This window comes from Thermoanaerobacterium calidifontis, from assembly GCF_055381745.1.
On record NZ_AP042436.1, the window covers coordinates 2,097,157 to 2,111,134 of the forward strand.

Below are 13,978 nucleotides of genomic sequence, written 5' to 3' on the forward strand. Positions count from 1 at the left end.
AATGCCTGTACCGCTCGGTCCGAACGCCTTTAAGCTTTCAAAAGCATGAACAAATAAGACTGGAACCCTCAGGTACACTTTCACTCATAGTCAGACAATTTACGGTTGTCTGGTAGAGACTTCTGAGCCGTATTCTCAGAATTATATGAGCTATTATTTACTTGTCCTGATACAATTATAATATCAAGTTTTTCAATTCAAGTCAATAATTTTACGAATATTTTTTTGATATTTTTAAAAAATGTTCGTGTTGCTCTCGCCCTGTGTTTAGATCTTTTTCATAAAGCTCATCTATTCCGCAGTGTCAATCATATTACTTTATGATCTTTGTTAAATTCATTTTAGCATATATAACCCTGTGAATCTCAACAACATCTTCTTTAACTACATAAAATACCAAATAGTTTTTTACAGGTAATATTCTATATTCATTTTTAAGAGATTTTTCAGGTTGATACACCCTGCATGAATACGGAAACTGTGCAAGCCTTGATATAGATGTATCCAATTCATTAATTAGATCCATTGCTGCATTTGGTGCCTTTAATTCATCTGCAACATAAGATACAATATTTGATAAATCTCTACTTGCCAAAGGCAAGTATCTAATATCATGCATTGTCAGATTCCATTCTATCAGAAATTTTCGCTCTTAATTCATCAAAAATTTCTTTATGGGAATATCTCTTATCAGTTGTTTGTGCTTCCAGTTCCGCTTCCTTCAGCTTAATGTAAATTTCACTTTCAAACAGTTTTCGTTCATAAGCTTCCATGCTCATTACAACCATATCTCCATAACCATTCTTGGTTAAAAAGACTGGCTCCCCAGTTTCATGGACGACTCTTGATATATCTGCAAAATTATTTCTCAAATCTGATACTGGTCTAATATATGGCATACAATCATCACCCCTTTATTAGTTTAGCATAATTTTATCATAATTATGCTAAACTATCAACAGAGCTTAAATCTTATTCCCACTCTATTATTAAAGTTTTATTCGTCGTTATTCCTATTGTTTTCTGTTATTTCTATTATTCATAAGCGATCTGCTGCTTGCCTTCCGTCTCGCTTATGGCTGGATGGAATGTATAAACGGTTTCGATTGCTTCATATTCTGCATCCGTGAAATCTCGCTTTGAAAGACGCTTAAATTCCTGCTTTGTCATTTCGTAACCTCCCTTTTTAATTCTACAATTAAACTGGCTACATTTGTTTGCCAGGTTATTGTGTTGTAGTATTTTGAAAAAATATTTGGTTTTCTGTTCTTAATTTCATCTAACAAAAGCGCTTCTTCAGTCCTATCCCAGCATGTCTCAAGTCTCTGAATAATTTCAACATCTGTCATTTGTCGAATGTGTTCTCTAAATATGCTTTGAATGTCGTCTCCCTTAACTTATTCCTCCATTTGTTATTAATTGAATTATGGGAGCAGGTCTGGTATAATCATAGTACAGGCCCGCTCCGGTTGGTCTGCGCGAAGCTCTTTACATCAAAGCTTTTAGTCGGGTGCTGATGTAAGGGGCTTTTCTTATGACACCGTGAAGCGGCGAGTTTCTATTTCCTTCGTGTATTGCTTATATAACTCGGCATGTGTTGCCTTAAATGCTGCTGTATCAAAGCGGCTGCTTTTTACAACCTTCCAACGGATCTTGAAAACATCAACAACCATTTCATCAACTCCTCTGGCGCTCATCTAAGCTTTAATCGCATCCTGAATACTATTTATCTCTGCCTGAAGCTCTTCTGCCATTGTCTGAAGCTCTTTAAGTTCTCTAACTTTGCTTAGTAATTCATTTGTACTCATGTAATCACTCCCTTTAATTATTTCTGTTTATAATATAAACGATATTGTTTATGGTGCCAATGACCAATTTAACGATTCTCAATAAAATAGAAATATTATCGTTGATTTATTAAATATATTCGTTTATAATGAGAATATCGAAAGGAGAGGGAAAGGAGTGGTTATATGTCAGTATCTGAACAGCTGAAAATTCTATGCGTAAAGCTTGGAATAAGTGTCTCCGAACTTGGAAGGATGTCTGGGAAAAGTCCACAGGCCTTTAATCAAAAGATGAAGCGGGAAACTTTCACTGTCGATGAGTTAAAAAAAATAGCCGAAGCTGCCGGATGTAAATACGAGAGTTCTTTTATACTGCCATCTGGCGAGAAAGTCACATACTAAAAAAGGGAGGTATTAAATTGCTCAATAATGGCATATACAAGTGCATAGCCTGTGGTAAACGATTCGCTGTAACCATATCAAACGCAGGATATCCCGGTGGGAAAGAACGAGAAAGCATAAATTGTCCGTGGTGTGGTGCTGAAAATGGCAGCGAAGTAACAAGCGGAATTATTACCACGCAAAAAGTGGTTACGGAGGGTGGTGTTAATCAATGACTATATATGAAAAAATCGACCGCTACAAGCTGGCCATTGATGAAAAGCGTCCCTTTGAAGGCCATTTGCTTCATGAAATTAAAAACTACTATCGCATAGGCCTTACATGGTCCAGTAATGCTCTTGAAGGAAATACTCTCACTTTAAGTGAAACAAAGATCCTCCTGGAAGATGGATTGACTGTCGGAGGAAAGCCTCTTCGAGATACATTCGAAGCCCTGGGACACGCAAAGGCTTATGATTTCATGTTTACATTGCTTAATAGTTATCAAATAACCGAAGAAGACGCCCTTACAATGCACCGAATGTTCTATACAGGTATTGATGCCGAGGAAGCAGGAAAATACCGCGATCGCCCGGTCTTTATAACCGGCTCAAAATATGAAGTATGCCCAGTAGAACGGATAGAAGGGGAAATGAAAAAACTGTTCCAATGGGCATGCTCCGAACGTAATAAATACCATCCGGTTCAATTTGCCGCCCAGCTGCATAAACGGTTTGTATTTATTCACCCTTTCATAGATGGAAACGGGAGAGTAGCTCGGTTGCTTATGAATACAGCGCTTATTCAAGATGGTTATATGTTGGCCATAATTCCACCGGTCTTACGTCATGAGTATATTAGCTTACTGGAGCAGGCTCATGAAGATGATCAACCTTTTATGGACTTTATTGCCGAACGCGTTTTGGAGTCTGAAAAGGAGATTATGAGATTACTGCATATTCCTTTTCCTAATCAGTCATAAAATAAAATAAGAGCGGCATCTAATCCTTAAGATTCCGCTCAAAATATACCCAGTGGTAATATTTAAGCCATTCCGCTTTTATATAAAAAAGAGAGCCTATACCGTGATAAAGTCCTGGAGGCTCTCTTTGTGTTCCTGGTGTAGTTTTATTGTATGACATGGAAGGGCTATGGCCGTTAATATTCATTTGGAAAGAGGATTGTCGTCGCAGATCTGTCCCATTCGGTAATAATCCAGATCTTCCCCTTGCTGGTCTCATATGCTTCCAGTATTCGTTCGCCTGTCTTAACTGCCAGATCATTCAGCTCCTTATCCACTTGGGAAAGGGCTTATGTCGTCGGTCATTTCACGGATATAGGCTTTCAATATGGCCACCACTTTGTTTTCGTCAGTGTTATCTCCGCTGCCTTCGATCGTGAATTTAGGCTCTGCCTTGACTCCCACTTTGATGGTTATGTTTTGACTGGCTTTTCCGGTTGCAGAAGCTACCGGGATTTCATCCGGTTCCTCGCCTACTATTCCGCCGTCTTCATAGGCCCTAACTCCGAGGAGTTCACCGGTCCGCTGCCATAAGTCAAGGCCTCTTTGTCTCTTGCTTGGGCTTAATGGAATAAGGCTTTCAGCTCCGTCCTCGGCCACGATGCCCATATGCGGTTTTGTCATTATACCGCCCCATGCATGTTCTTGTATAGAGCTGCCTTTTCCGGCTTTGTATCCCGCACCGAAGGAGCTTTTTACCTTATCCCAAAGGCCACCGAAAAAGCTCGGGATTGTGTCGGTAAAGAAGCTCTTAATGCTTACCCATACGTTCATTGCCAGTGTTGGCAAAGTCTGCGTGAAAAATCCGCTTATCGAGCTCCACAAGTTTCTGAAAAAGCCAGGGATTGTCTGCGTAAAGAATGGGACTATATTGTTTTCCCATACGCTGGTCGCCCAGGATGGTAGCGTTGAAGTGAAGAATGTTGAAATCCCATTCCATAAATCTGAAAAGAACCTCGGCACATCCTCTGTGAAAAAGACCTCCGCTTTTCCTACGGCATATCCTACCGCATACGGTACGGTCTCGGTGAAGAAATCGCCGACGCTATTCCAGAGCTCACCCTATTTCTCCGGTATAGTTTCTGTGAAGAAAGCCGATGTTTTTTTGGTTAATCCATTCCACCATGTTGGTATGCTGTTGGTGAAAAAGTTTCCTACTCCTCCTCAGAATTTATTCCATCCCTTTGGAAGTGTATCGGTGAAAAAGTTACCGATAGCATCTCCGATATTTTCCAACCATCCCCCTTTATCGGTTGCGTCTGACAAGGCTTTACCTGCTTTGTCTCCGGTTAAGAAAGCCGCTGCGCCGCCTATTCCGGCACCAATTAAGGCACCAATTCCGACCATTCCTGCTTTAGTTTCTGCGGTTACATACTCATCTTTAGCAGCTTTGCTATTGCCTGCCTTGCTTGCTTTTATTCCCACTCGATTGTAGCCGGTGGTTTCGATGTAATGTCATACAAGACTCTGTTTACACCGTATACTTCATTTACAATGCTTGTAGATATGTCTTCGAGAATGTCGTATGGCATCTTCACCCAGTCTGCCGTCATTCCATCGTTGCTTTCTACAATCCTTAAGATTATCGGGTATGCATACGTCCTGTCATCACCCATGATACCGACGCTTTTTATATCTGGCAATACAGCAAAAGACTGCCATACATTGTTGTACCAGCCGTATTTTTTCATCTCTCTTAACACTATGCTGTCGGCTTCTCTCAATATGTTTAATTTTTCTTCTGTCACTTCCCCGAGTATCCTGACTGCTAAACCTGGCCCTGGGAAAGGCTGCCTATTTAAAATCTCATCAGGCATACCCAGTTCTCTTCCAACCTGTCTTACCTCATCTTTAAAAAGCATCCTTAATGGCTCAATGAGCTCAAATCCTACATTTTCAGGCAATCCGCCTACATTGTGATGGCTTTTTATTGTTGAAGCGACAGGACTTCCACTCTCAATTACATCCGGATAAAGGGTGCCTTGCACTAAATATTTCACATCTCCTATTTTCTTTGCTTCTTCCTTAAACACCTCTATAAACTCGTTTCCTATTATCTTTCTCTTTTCTTCAGGATCCTTGACTCCCTTTAGCTTCTCTAAAAATCTATCCTTTGCATCTACTTTTATTATCTCCATATCAAAATTGGTTTTAAAAGTGTCGACTACCTTCTCAGCCTCGTTTTTCCTGAGAAGGCCGTTATCTACAAAAATACATATTAACTGGTCGTGTATTGCTCTATTTACCAAAACTGCGGCAACAGATGAATCAACACCACCGCTTAGCGCACAGACAACCTTGTCATTTCCGACTTTTTGTCTTATTTCTTTTACAGTCTGCTCTATAAGTGAATCCATTGTCCAATCTGCAGAGCAATCACATACTTCAAACAAGAAATTCCTGATTATCTCAGTACCTCTCGGAGTATGTACTACTTCTGGATGGAATTGTACGGCGTACTGCTTTCCTTCAACGTTGGCGATTGCTGCAATAGGGCAATTTGCTGTCGATGCAACGACTTTAAAGTTTTTAGGAGGTAATTCTATTTGATCCGTGTGACTCATCCAACAACTTGTCTCTTTTTCAATCCCTTTAAACAAAGGAATGTTGTTGTTTATCACAACATCTGTTTTCCCATACTCTCTTACAGGTGCTTCCGCAACCTTGCCGCCTTGTATCATCGTCATAAGCTGTGCACCGTAACAAATGCCGAGTATAGGATATTTTAGCTTAAATATACCTTCATCGCACATTGGCGCATTTTCTGTATAGACGCTGGCAGGTCCTCCTGACAAGACCAAACCCTTAGGCTGTCTTTTATCAACTTCTTCTGGCTTTATATTGTACGGAACAATTTCGCAAAACACATTTGCTTCCCTTATTCTCCTTGCAATAAGCTGCGTATATTGGCCGCCAAAATCAAGTATCAATATGACTTCTCTATTAATCCCCATCAAAATCCTCCTTTATTTAATACTATAATTTGGAGCTTCCTTCGTAATAATTATATCATGTGGATGGCTTTCAGTTAATCCCGCATTCGTTATTTTTATAAATTTTGTCTTCGTCCTGAGCTCCTCAATATTGTGGACACCGCAGTAGCCCATTCCAGCCCTTAAGCCTCCGATCATCTGGTAAACAGTATCCTTCAAAGGTCCCTTGTAAGGCACTCTACCTTCTACACCTTCAGGAACAAGTTTTTTCATGCCTTCCTGGAAATATCGATCAGAGCTTCCGCTCTTCATTGCTGATATTGAGCCCATTCCTCTGTATACTTTATAGCTTCTTCCTTGGTATATTTCTACTTCACCAGGGCTTTCCTCGGTCCCTGCAAAAAGACTTCCAATCATCACTGTAGATGCACCAGCAGCAATCGCTTTGACGATGTCTCCACTGTACTTTATGCCGCCATCTGCGATTACGGGTATACCATATTTATCGGCTTCCTCCGCACAATCATAAATAGCTGTAATCTGAGGAACTCCGATTCCTGCTACGACTCTCGTTGTGCAAATTGAACCAGGCCCAATGCCTACCTTAACGCAATCAGCACCTCTTTCTATTAAATCTCTTGTAGCCTCTGCAGTCGCCACATTTCCAGCAATAATCTGAAGATCAGGAAATCTATTCTTTATCTTTTCCACCGTATTTAAGACACCGACAGAATGTCCATGAGCCGTGTCAACCACCACAACATCTACATTGGCATCTACCAGAGCTTGAACTCTTTCCATGACATCCGCAGAAACACCTACAGCAGCACCAACAAGCAATCTTCCTCTCGAATCTTTTGCAGAATTAGGATATTCTACAGCCTTTTCAATATCTTTAATGGTAATCAATCCTTTTAAATTGTTGTCATCATCCACAAGAGGCAACTTCTCTATCTTATGCTTTTTAAGTATTTCCCGAGCCTCATCTATAGTAGTCCCAACAGGTGCAGTGACTAAATTCTCTTTTGTCATGACTTCTTTAATCGGCCTGTCTAAATTGCTTTCAAATCTTATGTCTCTGTTGGTGATTATCCCCACAAGTTTACTGCCAACTGTTATAGGCACTCCCGATATTCTGTATCTTTCCATAAGCTCTACAGCGTCTTGTATCTTGTGATCTGGTGTCAAATAGAAAGGATTTGTGATAACACCGTGTTCCGACCTTTTAACTCTATCTACCTCTAAAGCCTGTCTTTCTATGGACATATTTTTGTGTATTATGCCAATTCCTCCTTCTCTTGCTATGGCAATGGCAAGGGAAGATTCCGTCACAGTATCCATTCCTGCGCTAATCAATGGTATATTTAACATTATACTATTTGTAAGGCGTGTTTTAGTGTCAACCTCCTTCGGCAGCACATCAGATTTTGCCGGTATAAGCAGTACATCGTCAAACGTCAGTCCTTCTTTAACGAATTTATCAACCATTTTTATCCCCTTCCTCTAAAATTTATTATGCCTTAGTTTATAATAAAAATGCCCGAACAGAGAATTTCGTTCAGGCAAAAAAGAGTACAACAATAACTCCCCATAGTAAAGAGTTACGGCTCTTTGTAGATACTCCAGTGCCTATTCACCAGATTATATGCGGATAAGAATTTATTATTAAATTACTAAACAATATAACAAATTTAGATGTCCATGTCAACAGTACAAAAAAAATAACCGGGCATCCCCGGTTATTTTTCTTACATCATGTCCATACCTGCTCCTGCTGCTGGAGCTGGTGGATTCTTTTCTGGTATGTCTGCCACAACAGCTTCTGTTGTCAATATCATTGACGCAACAGATGCAGCATTTTGGAGTGCTGACCTTGTAACCTTCGTTGGGTCGACTATACCTGCTTTTAACATGTCTACAAATTCCTCTTTGTATGCATCATAACCAAAAGCAGGATCTTTTGATTCTTTTATCTTCTCAATGATCACTGAACCGTCTACACCAGCATTTCTTGCTATCTGCCTTACTGGTTCTTCTAATGCTCTAAGCACGATCTGAGCACCTGTTCTGAAGTCGCCTTCTAAAGAGTCAACTACTTTTTGTACTTCTGGTATGACATCCAACAGTGCTGTGCCACCGCCAGGAACTATACCTTCTTCCACAGCAGCTCTCGTAGCTGAAAGAGCATCTTCTATCCTATGTTTCTTCTCTTTAAGCTCTGTCTCTGTAGCAGCACCGGCTTGAATTACTGCAACACCGCCAGAAAGCTTAGCCAATCTTTCTTGCAGTTTTTCTCTGTCATAATCTGATGTCGTCTCTTCGATTTGAACTTTTATCTGATTTATTCTGTTCTTTATGTCTGCAGCATTTCCTGCGCCGTCAACTATTGTAGTGTTTTCTTTTGTAACTTTTACTTGTCTTGCACGACCAAGCATGTCTATTTTAGCTTCTTTGAGATCAAGACCTACTTCTTCAGATATTACTTGACCACCTGTCAAGATAGCTATGTCTTGAAGCATTTCTTTTCTTCTGTCACCAAATCCAGGAGCTTTTACTGCAACGCATGTAAATGTGCCTCTTAATTTATTTACTACTAATGTTGCAAGTGCTTCACCTTCAACATCATCCGCAATTATCAAAAGCTTCCTTCCTTGTTGTACTACTTGCTCCAGAAGTGGCAACAAGTCTTGGATATTTGAAAGTTTCTTGTCTGTGATGAGTATTAAAGGATCGTCCAAAACTGCTTCCATCTTGTCTGTATCAGTTACCATGTACTGTGAAATATATCCTCTGTCAAACTGCATTCCTTCAACTATTTCAATAGTCGTGTTCATTGACTTTGATTCTTCTACTGTTATTACACCGTCTTTGCCCACCTTATCCATTGCTTCAGCTATTAAGTTGCCGATCTCCTCGTCAGCCGCTGAAATTGATGCAACATGTGCTATAGAATCTTTTCCTTCTACTGGCTTTGAAATATTTTTTAATCCTTCAACAGCAGCATCGACAGCTTTTGCCATACCGCGTCTTAAAAGCATTGGGTTCGCACCAGCAGCTAAGTTCCTTAATCCTTCCAATACCATGGCTTGTGCCAATACAGTGGCTGTTGTCGTACCATCGCCAGCTACATCATTTGTCTTTGTTGCAACTTCCTTTAAAAGCTGTGCGCCTTGATTTTCAAAAGGATCTTCTAATTCAATTTCCCTTGCGATTGTAACACCATCGTTTGTAATTGTTGGTGAACCGTATTTTTTATCTAAAACAACATTACGGCCTCTTGGTCCTAATGTTACTTTAACTGTGTTGGCAACAGCATTTACGCCTCTTTCCAAAGCCTTTCTTGCATCTTCACCGTACAAAATTTTCTTTGCCATTTCTTCTACCTCCTTATTCTACTACAGCTAATATATCGCTCTGCCTTAAGAGAAGATATTCTTCTCCATCAAGTTTTACTTCTGTGCCAGCGTATTTTGAGAATATTACTTTGTCTCCAACTTTCACTTCCAACTCGACTCTTTTCCCATCTATGTATTCACCAGAGCCGACAGCAAGTACTTCACCTTGTTGAGGTTTTTCTTTTGCAGTGCCAGGCAATACAATGCCGCCTTTTGTTACCTCTTCGGCTTCAGTAACCTTTACTACAACTCTGTCACCAAGTGGTTTTAATCTCATAATATCCCTCCTCGAATTTTGTTAGCACTCATTCATGGCGAGTGCTAATCATCACACTTTTTATATTAGTTTAATTACAAGTTCATGGCAAACTCCAAATTCCTCTAATTTTTGCCGTTTTAGACGATTATTATAGATTTTTCCCATTTATCTTCTAATTATACGATTAATATTAAATTTACGCAAAAAAATGCAGGCTTTAGCTGCCTGCAACATTATTTACATTGCCATTTGAACTTTGTTGTTTCAGATAATTTATCATGTTGTACATAAACTGCTGCTGTTCTTTCGTAAGCATTGATTTAAGACCGTTTACCACTTCCGACTGCTGCTCTGTAAGTCCAAGATTTTTCGATACATCATCCTCTCTTGTTTCCCTTTCAGCATCATTGCTTTTTACATCTTCCACCATTTCATCACTTACGACATCTTTTGCATCTTTGATTTCTTCTATCTTTTTATCTTCTTCAGATCTGTCAAACAAATTATCCTTCACATCGCCTTTATCGCTTTCTCCCACCTTCTCGTGCCTTGATTCACTATTTTTTGAATTCATAATGCTTTCAGCCTTGTTCAAAGCTTCTACAAGCTTTATGTTTTTTATGATTTTCTCCGCCATATCCTTTTTATCATCTGGAATAACAGGTTTTATCGCTTCAAAAATGTCCAGAATTTTATCTATAATGTTATTTTTATCTCCTTCCACTTCGTATTTTTTCATTTTTTCGTTTAGATTTTGTATCCCTTCATGAAGCTTTATAAATTTGTCTATGATTATCTGCTTATCTTCTTTCATGTACGGTTTTACCGCTTTTAACATTCCGATCTGATCGAAGTCATCTTCTTGCATTTCGGCTTCTTGATTAAATTCCATCAACTGTTTGTGGCATTCAAGTATCTCGGCAATTTTTGTGAATATATCTATGTAGTACTGTTCTTTCCTGTGTAGATACGGTTTTACGCTTCCCATAAAGTTTTTGCTTTTCTCTATTATCTCAAATATATCCAAATCGCTTTTCTTCTCGTCGTTCTTTTTACTTTCTGTTTTATCATCTTTATCGTGTTCCACAATTTCCTCCCCTTCTTTTTTCTTTAAAAGCTGCCTTTCTCCTTCAATGCTTAAGCCATCAAAAATTTGAAACCTTATAAAAAATATTATGAAAAGTTCAATTATCAATACCTTTAGTAATTTTTCTTTATCCACGGCAAATCCCCCACTTCTTTAAATACTTCTTAAATAATATATGTATAGGGCAGGTTTATTATCACCTGCCCCATGCTTTTATTTCTTATCCACCACAAAAATACCTGGGACAAACAAGAAGATTATAAGGATCACTATTATGATCCAAATCCATCCACCGCCCCATGCTGCTCCTTTTCCTTCAGGCATATGAAAACCCCCTTCACATTATTTATCGACCACAAATATTCCAGGTACAAAGAGGAAAATTATTAGTATTATGATTATGATCCAGATCCATCCGCCACCCCATGCTGCTCCTTTTCCTTCAGGCATACTAAAAACCTCCTTTATTTTTTGGCCTCAAGGACCTAATACATTATACGTGATGTGTTAAATATTGTTACTGAAATTCATGGTGGCTAATGACCATAAAAAGCGCCTTGCTTTTTTTCGCGGTTTGTCTTGCTGCAAGACGACTAACAAAAGAAAGAAAAACAGCAAATCTTCGAATTCAAACTTTACATCCATTACGACAGTCAATATGACAAAAAAGAATAGAAGCGTATTTCCAGATATATTCATAAGATCAGCTCCATTTAATTTACTTTAATTCATTATATTCTTATTTTTGATTATTGATATTGATTTCGTTTTTTATGTAAAACAAATGGTCCTACCGCAAGATAGGACCATTTACTTTATTTGACTTGATTCAAGAATAATCCCATTCCACCGTCCATGATTATGACTAACAGTACGAAGAAGAACAGCAATGTTTCCATTGACCATGCTCCGCCAAACCATCCGCCGCCCATAAGGACAACGAGAATTAAGAAGAAGAACAGCAAATTGCTTTCGCCAAATACTGAACTTGTTCCTGCCATAATAATCCTCCTTTTAAAAATTTAAAATTTAATCAAGCTTTAGGCTCTTCAACTATGAAGCCAGGTACAAACAAGAAGATAAGAAGTATTATAATTATAATCCAGAACCATCCACCGCCTATCCATGATGCACCTTTCTCTGTGGGCATATAAATATCCCCCTTTCGCAAGATTTATGTCAGGTCTTTTTGACCTAATACATAATATGACACCGCCAATATTTGTGACACTCCCAATTTAAAAACTAACAAAAATTTGCCTTAAACATATTCTGATATAAGAAAGGGGGATTCAATCTATGGATATAATTTCTGCGCTAATTTTATCAGGTGTTATTCAAAGCCTTTATCCCAAAAGCAAAATAGACTCGAGGTTACTACGAAAAGCTTCCACATATAGAAGTGAGTGTGTTAGCGCTATTGTGTATTCCAATTTGCCATACGATGCGCTTAAAAAGAAGATAGAATCAATTGGAGGAACGATAAAGTACGAACTGCCTATTATTAACGGTTGGGCTGTAAACATACCGTGCAACAAGCTAAACAGCATCGCAAAAAATAAAGGTATCAAATTTATAGCCGAAGATTCAACTGTAAAAACACAGCTTAACATCGCCACACAAGAAATCAAATCAAGAGAGGCAAATGATCATGGATACACTGGTAAAGGCGTCACAATCGCTTTTTTAGACACAGGAATTTACCCTCATCCAGACTTCACTAAGCCCAAAAACAGGATAATTGCATTCCACGACATTGTAAACGGAAAAAAAAGTCCATACGATGACAACGGCCATGGCACACATGTAGCAGGTGATGCCGCATCCAGTGGCTACTTATCAGATGGCAAGTACAAAGGTGTAGCGCCTGAAGCAAATATAGTATCAGTAAAAGTTTTAGATTCCAGAGGCAGCGGCTCAACATCAGATATATTAACAGGTATGCAGTGGATACTTGACAACAAAGATAAATACAATATAAGAATCGTATCGCTTTCCATCGGTGAAACGCCATCATTGCCGCCTTTTTTAGACCCACTTGTCAAAGGAGTAGATAGACTCTGGAGAAGTGGCTTAGTCGTTGTAGTAGCAGCCGGTAATTCAGGACCATCTATAAACTCCGTCACATCGCCAGGAAACAGCATGAATGTTATAACAGTTGGTGCAGTTGATGACAAAAGGACTGTTGACACTTCAGACGATGAAATTGCCAATTTTTCAGGAAGAGGATCTGCATTCTTGCCGAAACCTGACGTAGTAGCACCCGGTGTAAAGATCGTATCAACTGCATCAGGAAATGTGCCTTTAGGGACTGACGACAACATCCTTCTCAACAAATCGTACAGAACAGCGTCTGGCACATCAATGGCAACACCAATTGTAGCAGGTGCTGCCGCACTGCTTTTGGAGAAAAATCCATCACTGACAAATTACCAAGTAAAAAATATTTTAAAGTCGACTACAACAAATGTTGACCACTATAGGTACTATTCGCAAGGATATGGAATGATAAATATAGAAATGGCATTAAAAAAAGTATGAGGTATTGCCTCATACTTTAATCTTTTTTTACGTCATTTTCATTAGCTGGAATCAGCGTCGGCAAGCCTCTTATCAGGTTAGCCGTAGCACCCGGTATGAATGTATACGTCAGTGCCGCATAAATCGCATACAGATACTGAAGATTGGAAAAACCTAATAGCGTAAAAATAGAAAGCAATGTAAAGCCAAAAAAGGTATCCATACTTATGCCGGTTGGCGGAGGAAATACAAGCTTAGGAAGCTTGCTGTTTTCATTTGGTGCTTCGAGGGAAATTGGCTCGGCAGCATAAATATTGTATATGGCTGGGAAAAATGAAATAATATCCGAAGCGGCCAAAAGTGCATTCAGTGCAATGGCAGAAAATTTTGTATCGTTAATCAAGATAAGTAAAAAAACAAAAAGTATGAACTTTGCTATATAAATAGGCTGTGTATCTGTCTCCATCTCCTCTAAAATCGGCGATATCGCATCCATCAATTTTTCCAATTTTTCTTCATCCATCGCATCAAAACTTTTAATATCTTCATTATCCATTAAAACACCTCATTTCTCGTTGAATCCTTTTAATCTCAT

At 39.0% G+C, this 13,978-nt stretch carries 19 protein-coding genes and 2 riboswitches; of the genes, 5 read left to right on the top strand and 14 right to left on the bottom strand.

From position 1 onward, the window contains the following. Positions 1–67: 67 nt before the first annotated feature. Positions 68–169, bottom strand: a riboswitch (purine riboswitch). A 144-nt stretch (positions 170–313) separates the two neighbouring features. The 5 genes from ACZ42G_RS10965 to ACZ42G_RS10985 form a co-directional block, all read right to left on the bottom strand. Continuing rightward, complete coding sequence (locus tag ACZ42G_RS10965; RefSeq protein ID WP_045413001.1) at positions 314–619, bottom strand: type II toxin-antitoxin system RelE/ParE family toxin; 306 nt, start codon at positions 617–619, stop codon at positions 314–316. Beyond that, positions 612–899, bottom strand: coding sequence for a type II toxin-antitoxin system Phd/YefM family antitoxin (locus tag ACZ42G_RS10970; RefSeq protein ID WP_464850426.1), 288 nt, complete (start codon positions 897–899; stop codon positions 612–614). The genes ACZ42G_RS10965 and ACZ42G_RS10970 overlap by 8 nt, the downstream gene beginning before the upstream one ends. Before the next feature lie 136 nt (positions 900–1,035). Beyond that, positions 1,036–1,170: a hypothetical protein gene (locus ACZ42G_RS10975; protein ID WP_269318783.1), complete on the bottom strand. Its 135-nt coding sequence runs from the start codon at positions 1,168–1,170 to the stop codon at positions 1,036–1,038. Beyond that, entirely contained in the window at positions 1,167–1,349 is a 183-nt protein-coding gene (locus ACZ42G_RS10980; RefSeq protein ID WP_045412996.1) for a hypothetical protein, read from the bottom strand. The genes ACZ42G_RS10975 and ACZ42G_RS10980 overlap by 4 nt, the downstream gene beginning before the upstream one ends. A gap of 183 nt (positions 1,350–1,532) precedes the next feature. After that, a complete protein-coding gene (locus ACZ42G_RS10985; RefSeq protein WP_156097272.1) occupies positions 1,533–1,697 on the bottom strand; it encodes a hypothetical protein in 165 nt (54 codons plus the stop codon). 276 nt (positions 1,698–1,973) lie between these two features. On the opposite strand from ACZ42G_RS10985, the gene ACZ42G_RS10990 reads away from it, so the two are divergent. The 3 genes from ACZ42G_RS10990 to ACZ42G_RS11000 are packed head-to-tail and all read left to right on the top strand — an operon-like array spanning position 1,974 to position 3,150. Further along, positions 1,974–2,189: a helix-turn-helix domain-containing protein gene (locus ACZ42G_RS10990; protein WP_045414007.1), complete on the top strand. Its 216-nt coding sequence runs from the start codon at positions 1,974–1,976 to the stop codon at positions 2,187–2,189. 17 nt (positions 2,190–2,206) lie between these two features. Then, complete coding sequence (locus ACZ42G_RS10995) at positions 2,207–2,404, top strand: hypothetical protein (protein WP_052410020.1); 198 nt, start codon at positions 2,207–2,209, stop codon at positions 2,402–2,404. Then, the gene (locus tag ACZ42G_RS11000; protein WP_045413273.1) at positions 2,401–3,150 is read left to right on the top strand and encodes a Fic family protein; all 750 of its coding nucleotides are present in this window, start codon (positions 2,401–2,403) and stop codon (positions 3,148–3,150) included. Before ACZ42G_RS10995 ends, ACZ42G_RS11000 begins: the two co-directional genes overlap by 4 nt. 309 nt (positions 3,151–3,459) lie before the next feature. Here the strand turns inward: ACZ42G_RS11000 and ACZ42G_RS11005 are convergent, their stop codons facing one another. Then, positions 3,460–3,963, bottom strand: a complete 504-nt coding sequence (locus ACZ42G_RS11005; RefSeq protein ID WP_045413279.1) for a hypothetical protein — start codon at positions 3,961–3,963, stop codon at positions 3,460–3,462. 22 nt (positions 3,964–3,985) lie between these two features. Here ACZ42G_RS11005 and ACZ42G_RS11010 point away from each other — a divergent pair, with 22 nt between their 5' ends. Beyond that, positions 3,986–4,624 carry a hypothetical protein gene (locus ACZ42G_RS11010; RefSeq protein ID WP_464850429.1) on the top strand — a complete coding sequence of 213 codons (639 nt, stop codon included), beginning with the start codon at positions 3,986–3,988 and terminating at the stop codon, positions 4,622–4,624. Here the strand turns inward: ACZ42G_RS11010 and guaA are convergent. From guaA to ACZ42G_RS11045, 7 genes are all read right to left on the bottom strand, one after another. Next, complete coding sequence (gene guaA, locus ACZ42G_RS11015; RefSeq protein WP_045413284.1) at positions 4,605–6,143, bottom strand: glutamine-hydrolyzing GMP synthase; 1,539 nt, start codon at positions 6,141–6,143, stop codon at positions 4,605–4,607. The genes ACZ42G_RS11010 and guaA overlap by 20 nt on opposite strands. Before the next feature lie 12 nt (positions 6,144–6,155). Beyond that, a complete protein-coding gene (gene guaB / locus ACZ42G_RS11020) occupies positions 6,156–7,610 on the bottom strand; it encodes an IMP dehydrogenase (protein ID WP_085111641.1) in 1,455 nt (484 codons plus the stop codon). An 83-nt stretch (positions 7,611–7,693) separates the two neighbouring features. After that, positions 7,694–7,791, bottom strand: a riboswitch (purine riboswitch). 79 nt (positions 7,792–7,870) lie between these two features. Then, complete coding sequence (gene groL, locus ACZ42G_RS11025) at positions 7,871–9,496, bottom strand: chaperonin GroEL (RefSeq protein ID WP_014759415.1); 1,626 nt, start codon at positions 9,494–9,496, stop codon at positions 7,871–7,873. Between the two features lie 13 nt (positions 9,497–9,509). Next, positions 9,510–9,794 carry a co-chaperone GroES gene (gene groES, locus ACZ42G_RS11030; RefSeq protein ID WP_013787499.1) on the bottom strand — a complete coding sequence of 95 codons (285 nt, stop codon included), beginning with the start codon at positions 9,792–9,794 and terminating at the stop codon, positions 9,510–9,512. A gap of 199 nt (positions 9,795–9,993) precedes the next feature. Beyond that, positions 9,994–10,998: a hypothetical protein gene (locus ACZ42G_RS11035; RefSeq protein ID WP_464850432.1), complete on the bottom strand. Its 1,005-nt coding sequence runs from the start codon at positions 10,996–10,998 to the stop codon at positions 9,994–9,996. Positions 10,999–11,370: 372 nt separating this feature from the next. Further along, a complete protein-coding gene (locus ACZ42G_RS11040) occupies positions 11,371–11,562 on the bottom strand; it encodes a hypothetical protein (protein WP_013787495.1) in 192 nt (63 codons plus the stop codon). Between the two features lie 116 nt (positions 11,563–11,678). Next, a complete protein-coding gene (locus ACZ42G_RS11045; protein ID WP_013787494.1) occupies positions 11,679–11,864 on the bottom strand; it encodes a hypothetical protein in 186 nt (61 codons plus the stop codon). 298 nt (positions 11,865–12,162) lie between these two features. Between ACZ42G_RS11045 and ACZ42G_RS11050 the strand changes: the two genes are divergently transcribed. Next, positions 12,163–13,404 (top strand): S8 family peptidase, encoded by a 1,242-nt coding sequence (locus ACZ42G_RS11050; RefSeq protein ID WP_085111644.1) that lies wholly within the window; start codon positions 12,163–12,165, stop codon positions 13,402–13,404. A 16-nt stretch (positions 13,405–13,420) separates the two neighbouring features. Here ACZ42G_RS11050 and ACZ42G_RS11055 read toward each other — a convergent pair whose 3' ends face one another. Then, positions 13,421–13,939: a hypothetical protein gene (locus ACZ42G_RS11055; protein WP_464850434.1), complete on the bottom strand. Its 519-nt coding sequence runs from the start codon at positions 13,937–13,939 to the stop codon at positions 13,421–13,423. Between the last annotated feature and the right edge of the window lie 39 nt (positions 13,940–13,978).

Excerpts from the sequence above, each read along its gene's own strand:
- groES (WP_013787499.1), bottom strand. The coding sequence starts at position 9,794 with ATGAGATTAAAACCACTTGGTGACAGAGTTGTAGTAAAGGTTACTGAA.
- ACZ42G_RS11040 (WP_013787495.1), bottom strand. The coding sequence starts at position 11,562 with ATGAATATATCTGGAAATACGCTTCTATTCTTTTTTGTCATATTGACT.
- ACZ42G_RS10980 (WP_045412996.1), bottom strand. The coding sequence starts at position 1,349 with ATGACAGATGTTGAAATTATTCAGAGACTTGAGACATGCTGGGATAGG.
- ACZ42G_RS11000 (WP_045413273.1), top strand. The coding sequence starts at position 2,401 with ATGACTATATATGAAAAAATCGACCGCTACAAGCTGGCCATTGATGAA.
- ACZ42G_RS11055 (WP_464850434.1), bottom strand. The coding sequence starts at position 13,939 with ATGGATAATGAAGATATTAAAAGTTTTGATGCGATGGATGAAGAAAAA.
- ACZ42G_RS10990 (WP_045414007.1), top strand. The coding sequence starts at position 1,974 with ATGTCAGTATCTGAACAGCTGAAAATTCTATGCGTAAAGCTTGGAATA.
- ACZ42G_RS10985 (WP_156097272.1), bottom strand. The coding sequence starts at position 1,697 with ATGAGCGCCAGAGGAGTTGATGAAATGGTTGTTGATGTTTTCAAGATC.
- guaA (WP_045413284.1), bottom strand. The coding sequence starts at position 6,143 with ATGGGGATTAATAGAGAAGTCATATTGATACTTGATTTTGGCGGCCAA.
- ACZ42G_RS11005 (WP_045413279.1), bottom strand. The coding sequence starts at position 3,963 with ATGAACGTATGGGTAAGCATTAAGAGCTTCTTTACCGACACAATCCCG.
- ACZ42G_RS11050 (WP_085111644.1), top strand. The coding sequence starts at position 12,163 with ATGGATATAATTTCTGCGCTAATTTTATCAGGTGTTATTCAAAGCCTT.
- ACZ42G_RS10965 (WP_045413001.1), bottom strand. The coding sequence starts at position 619 with ATGCATGATATTAGATACTTGCCTTTGGCAAGTAGAGATTTATCAAAT.
- ACZ42G_RS11045 (WP_013787494.1), bottom strand. The coding sequence starts at position 11,864 with ATGGCAGGAACAAGTTCAGTATTTGGCGAAAGCAATTTGCTGTTCTTC.
- guaB (WP_085111641.1), bottom strand. The coding sequence starts at position 7,610 with ATGGTTGATAAATTCGTTAAAGAAGGACTGACGTTTGACGATGTACTG.
- ACZ42G_RS10975 (WP_269318783.1), bottom strand. The coding sequence starts at position 1,170 with ATGACAAAGCAGGAATTTAAGCGTCTTTCAAAGCGAGATTTCACGGAT.
- ACZ42G_RS10970 (WP_464850426.1), bottom strand. The coding sequence starts at position 899 with ATGCCATATATTAGACCAGTATCAGATTTGAGAAATAATTTTGCAGAT.
- groL (WP_014759415.1), bottom strand. The coding sequence starts at position 9,496 with ATGGCAAAGAAAATTTTGTACGGTGAAGATGCAAGAAAGGCTTTGGAA.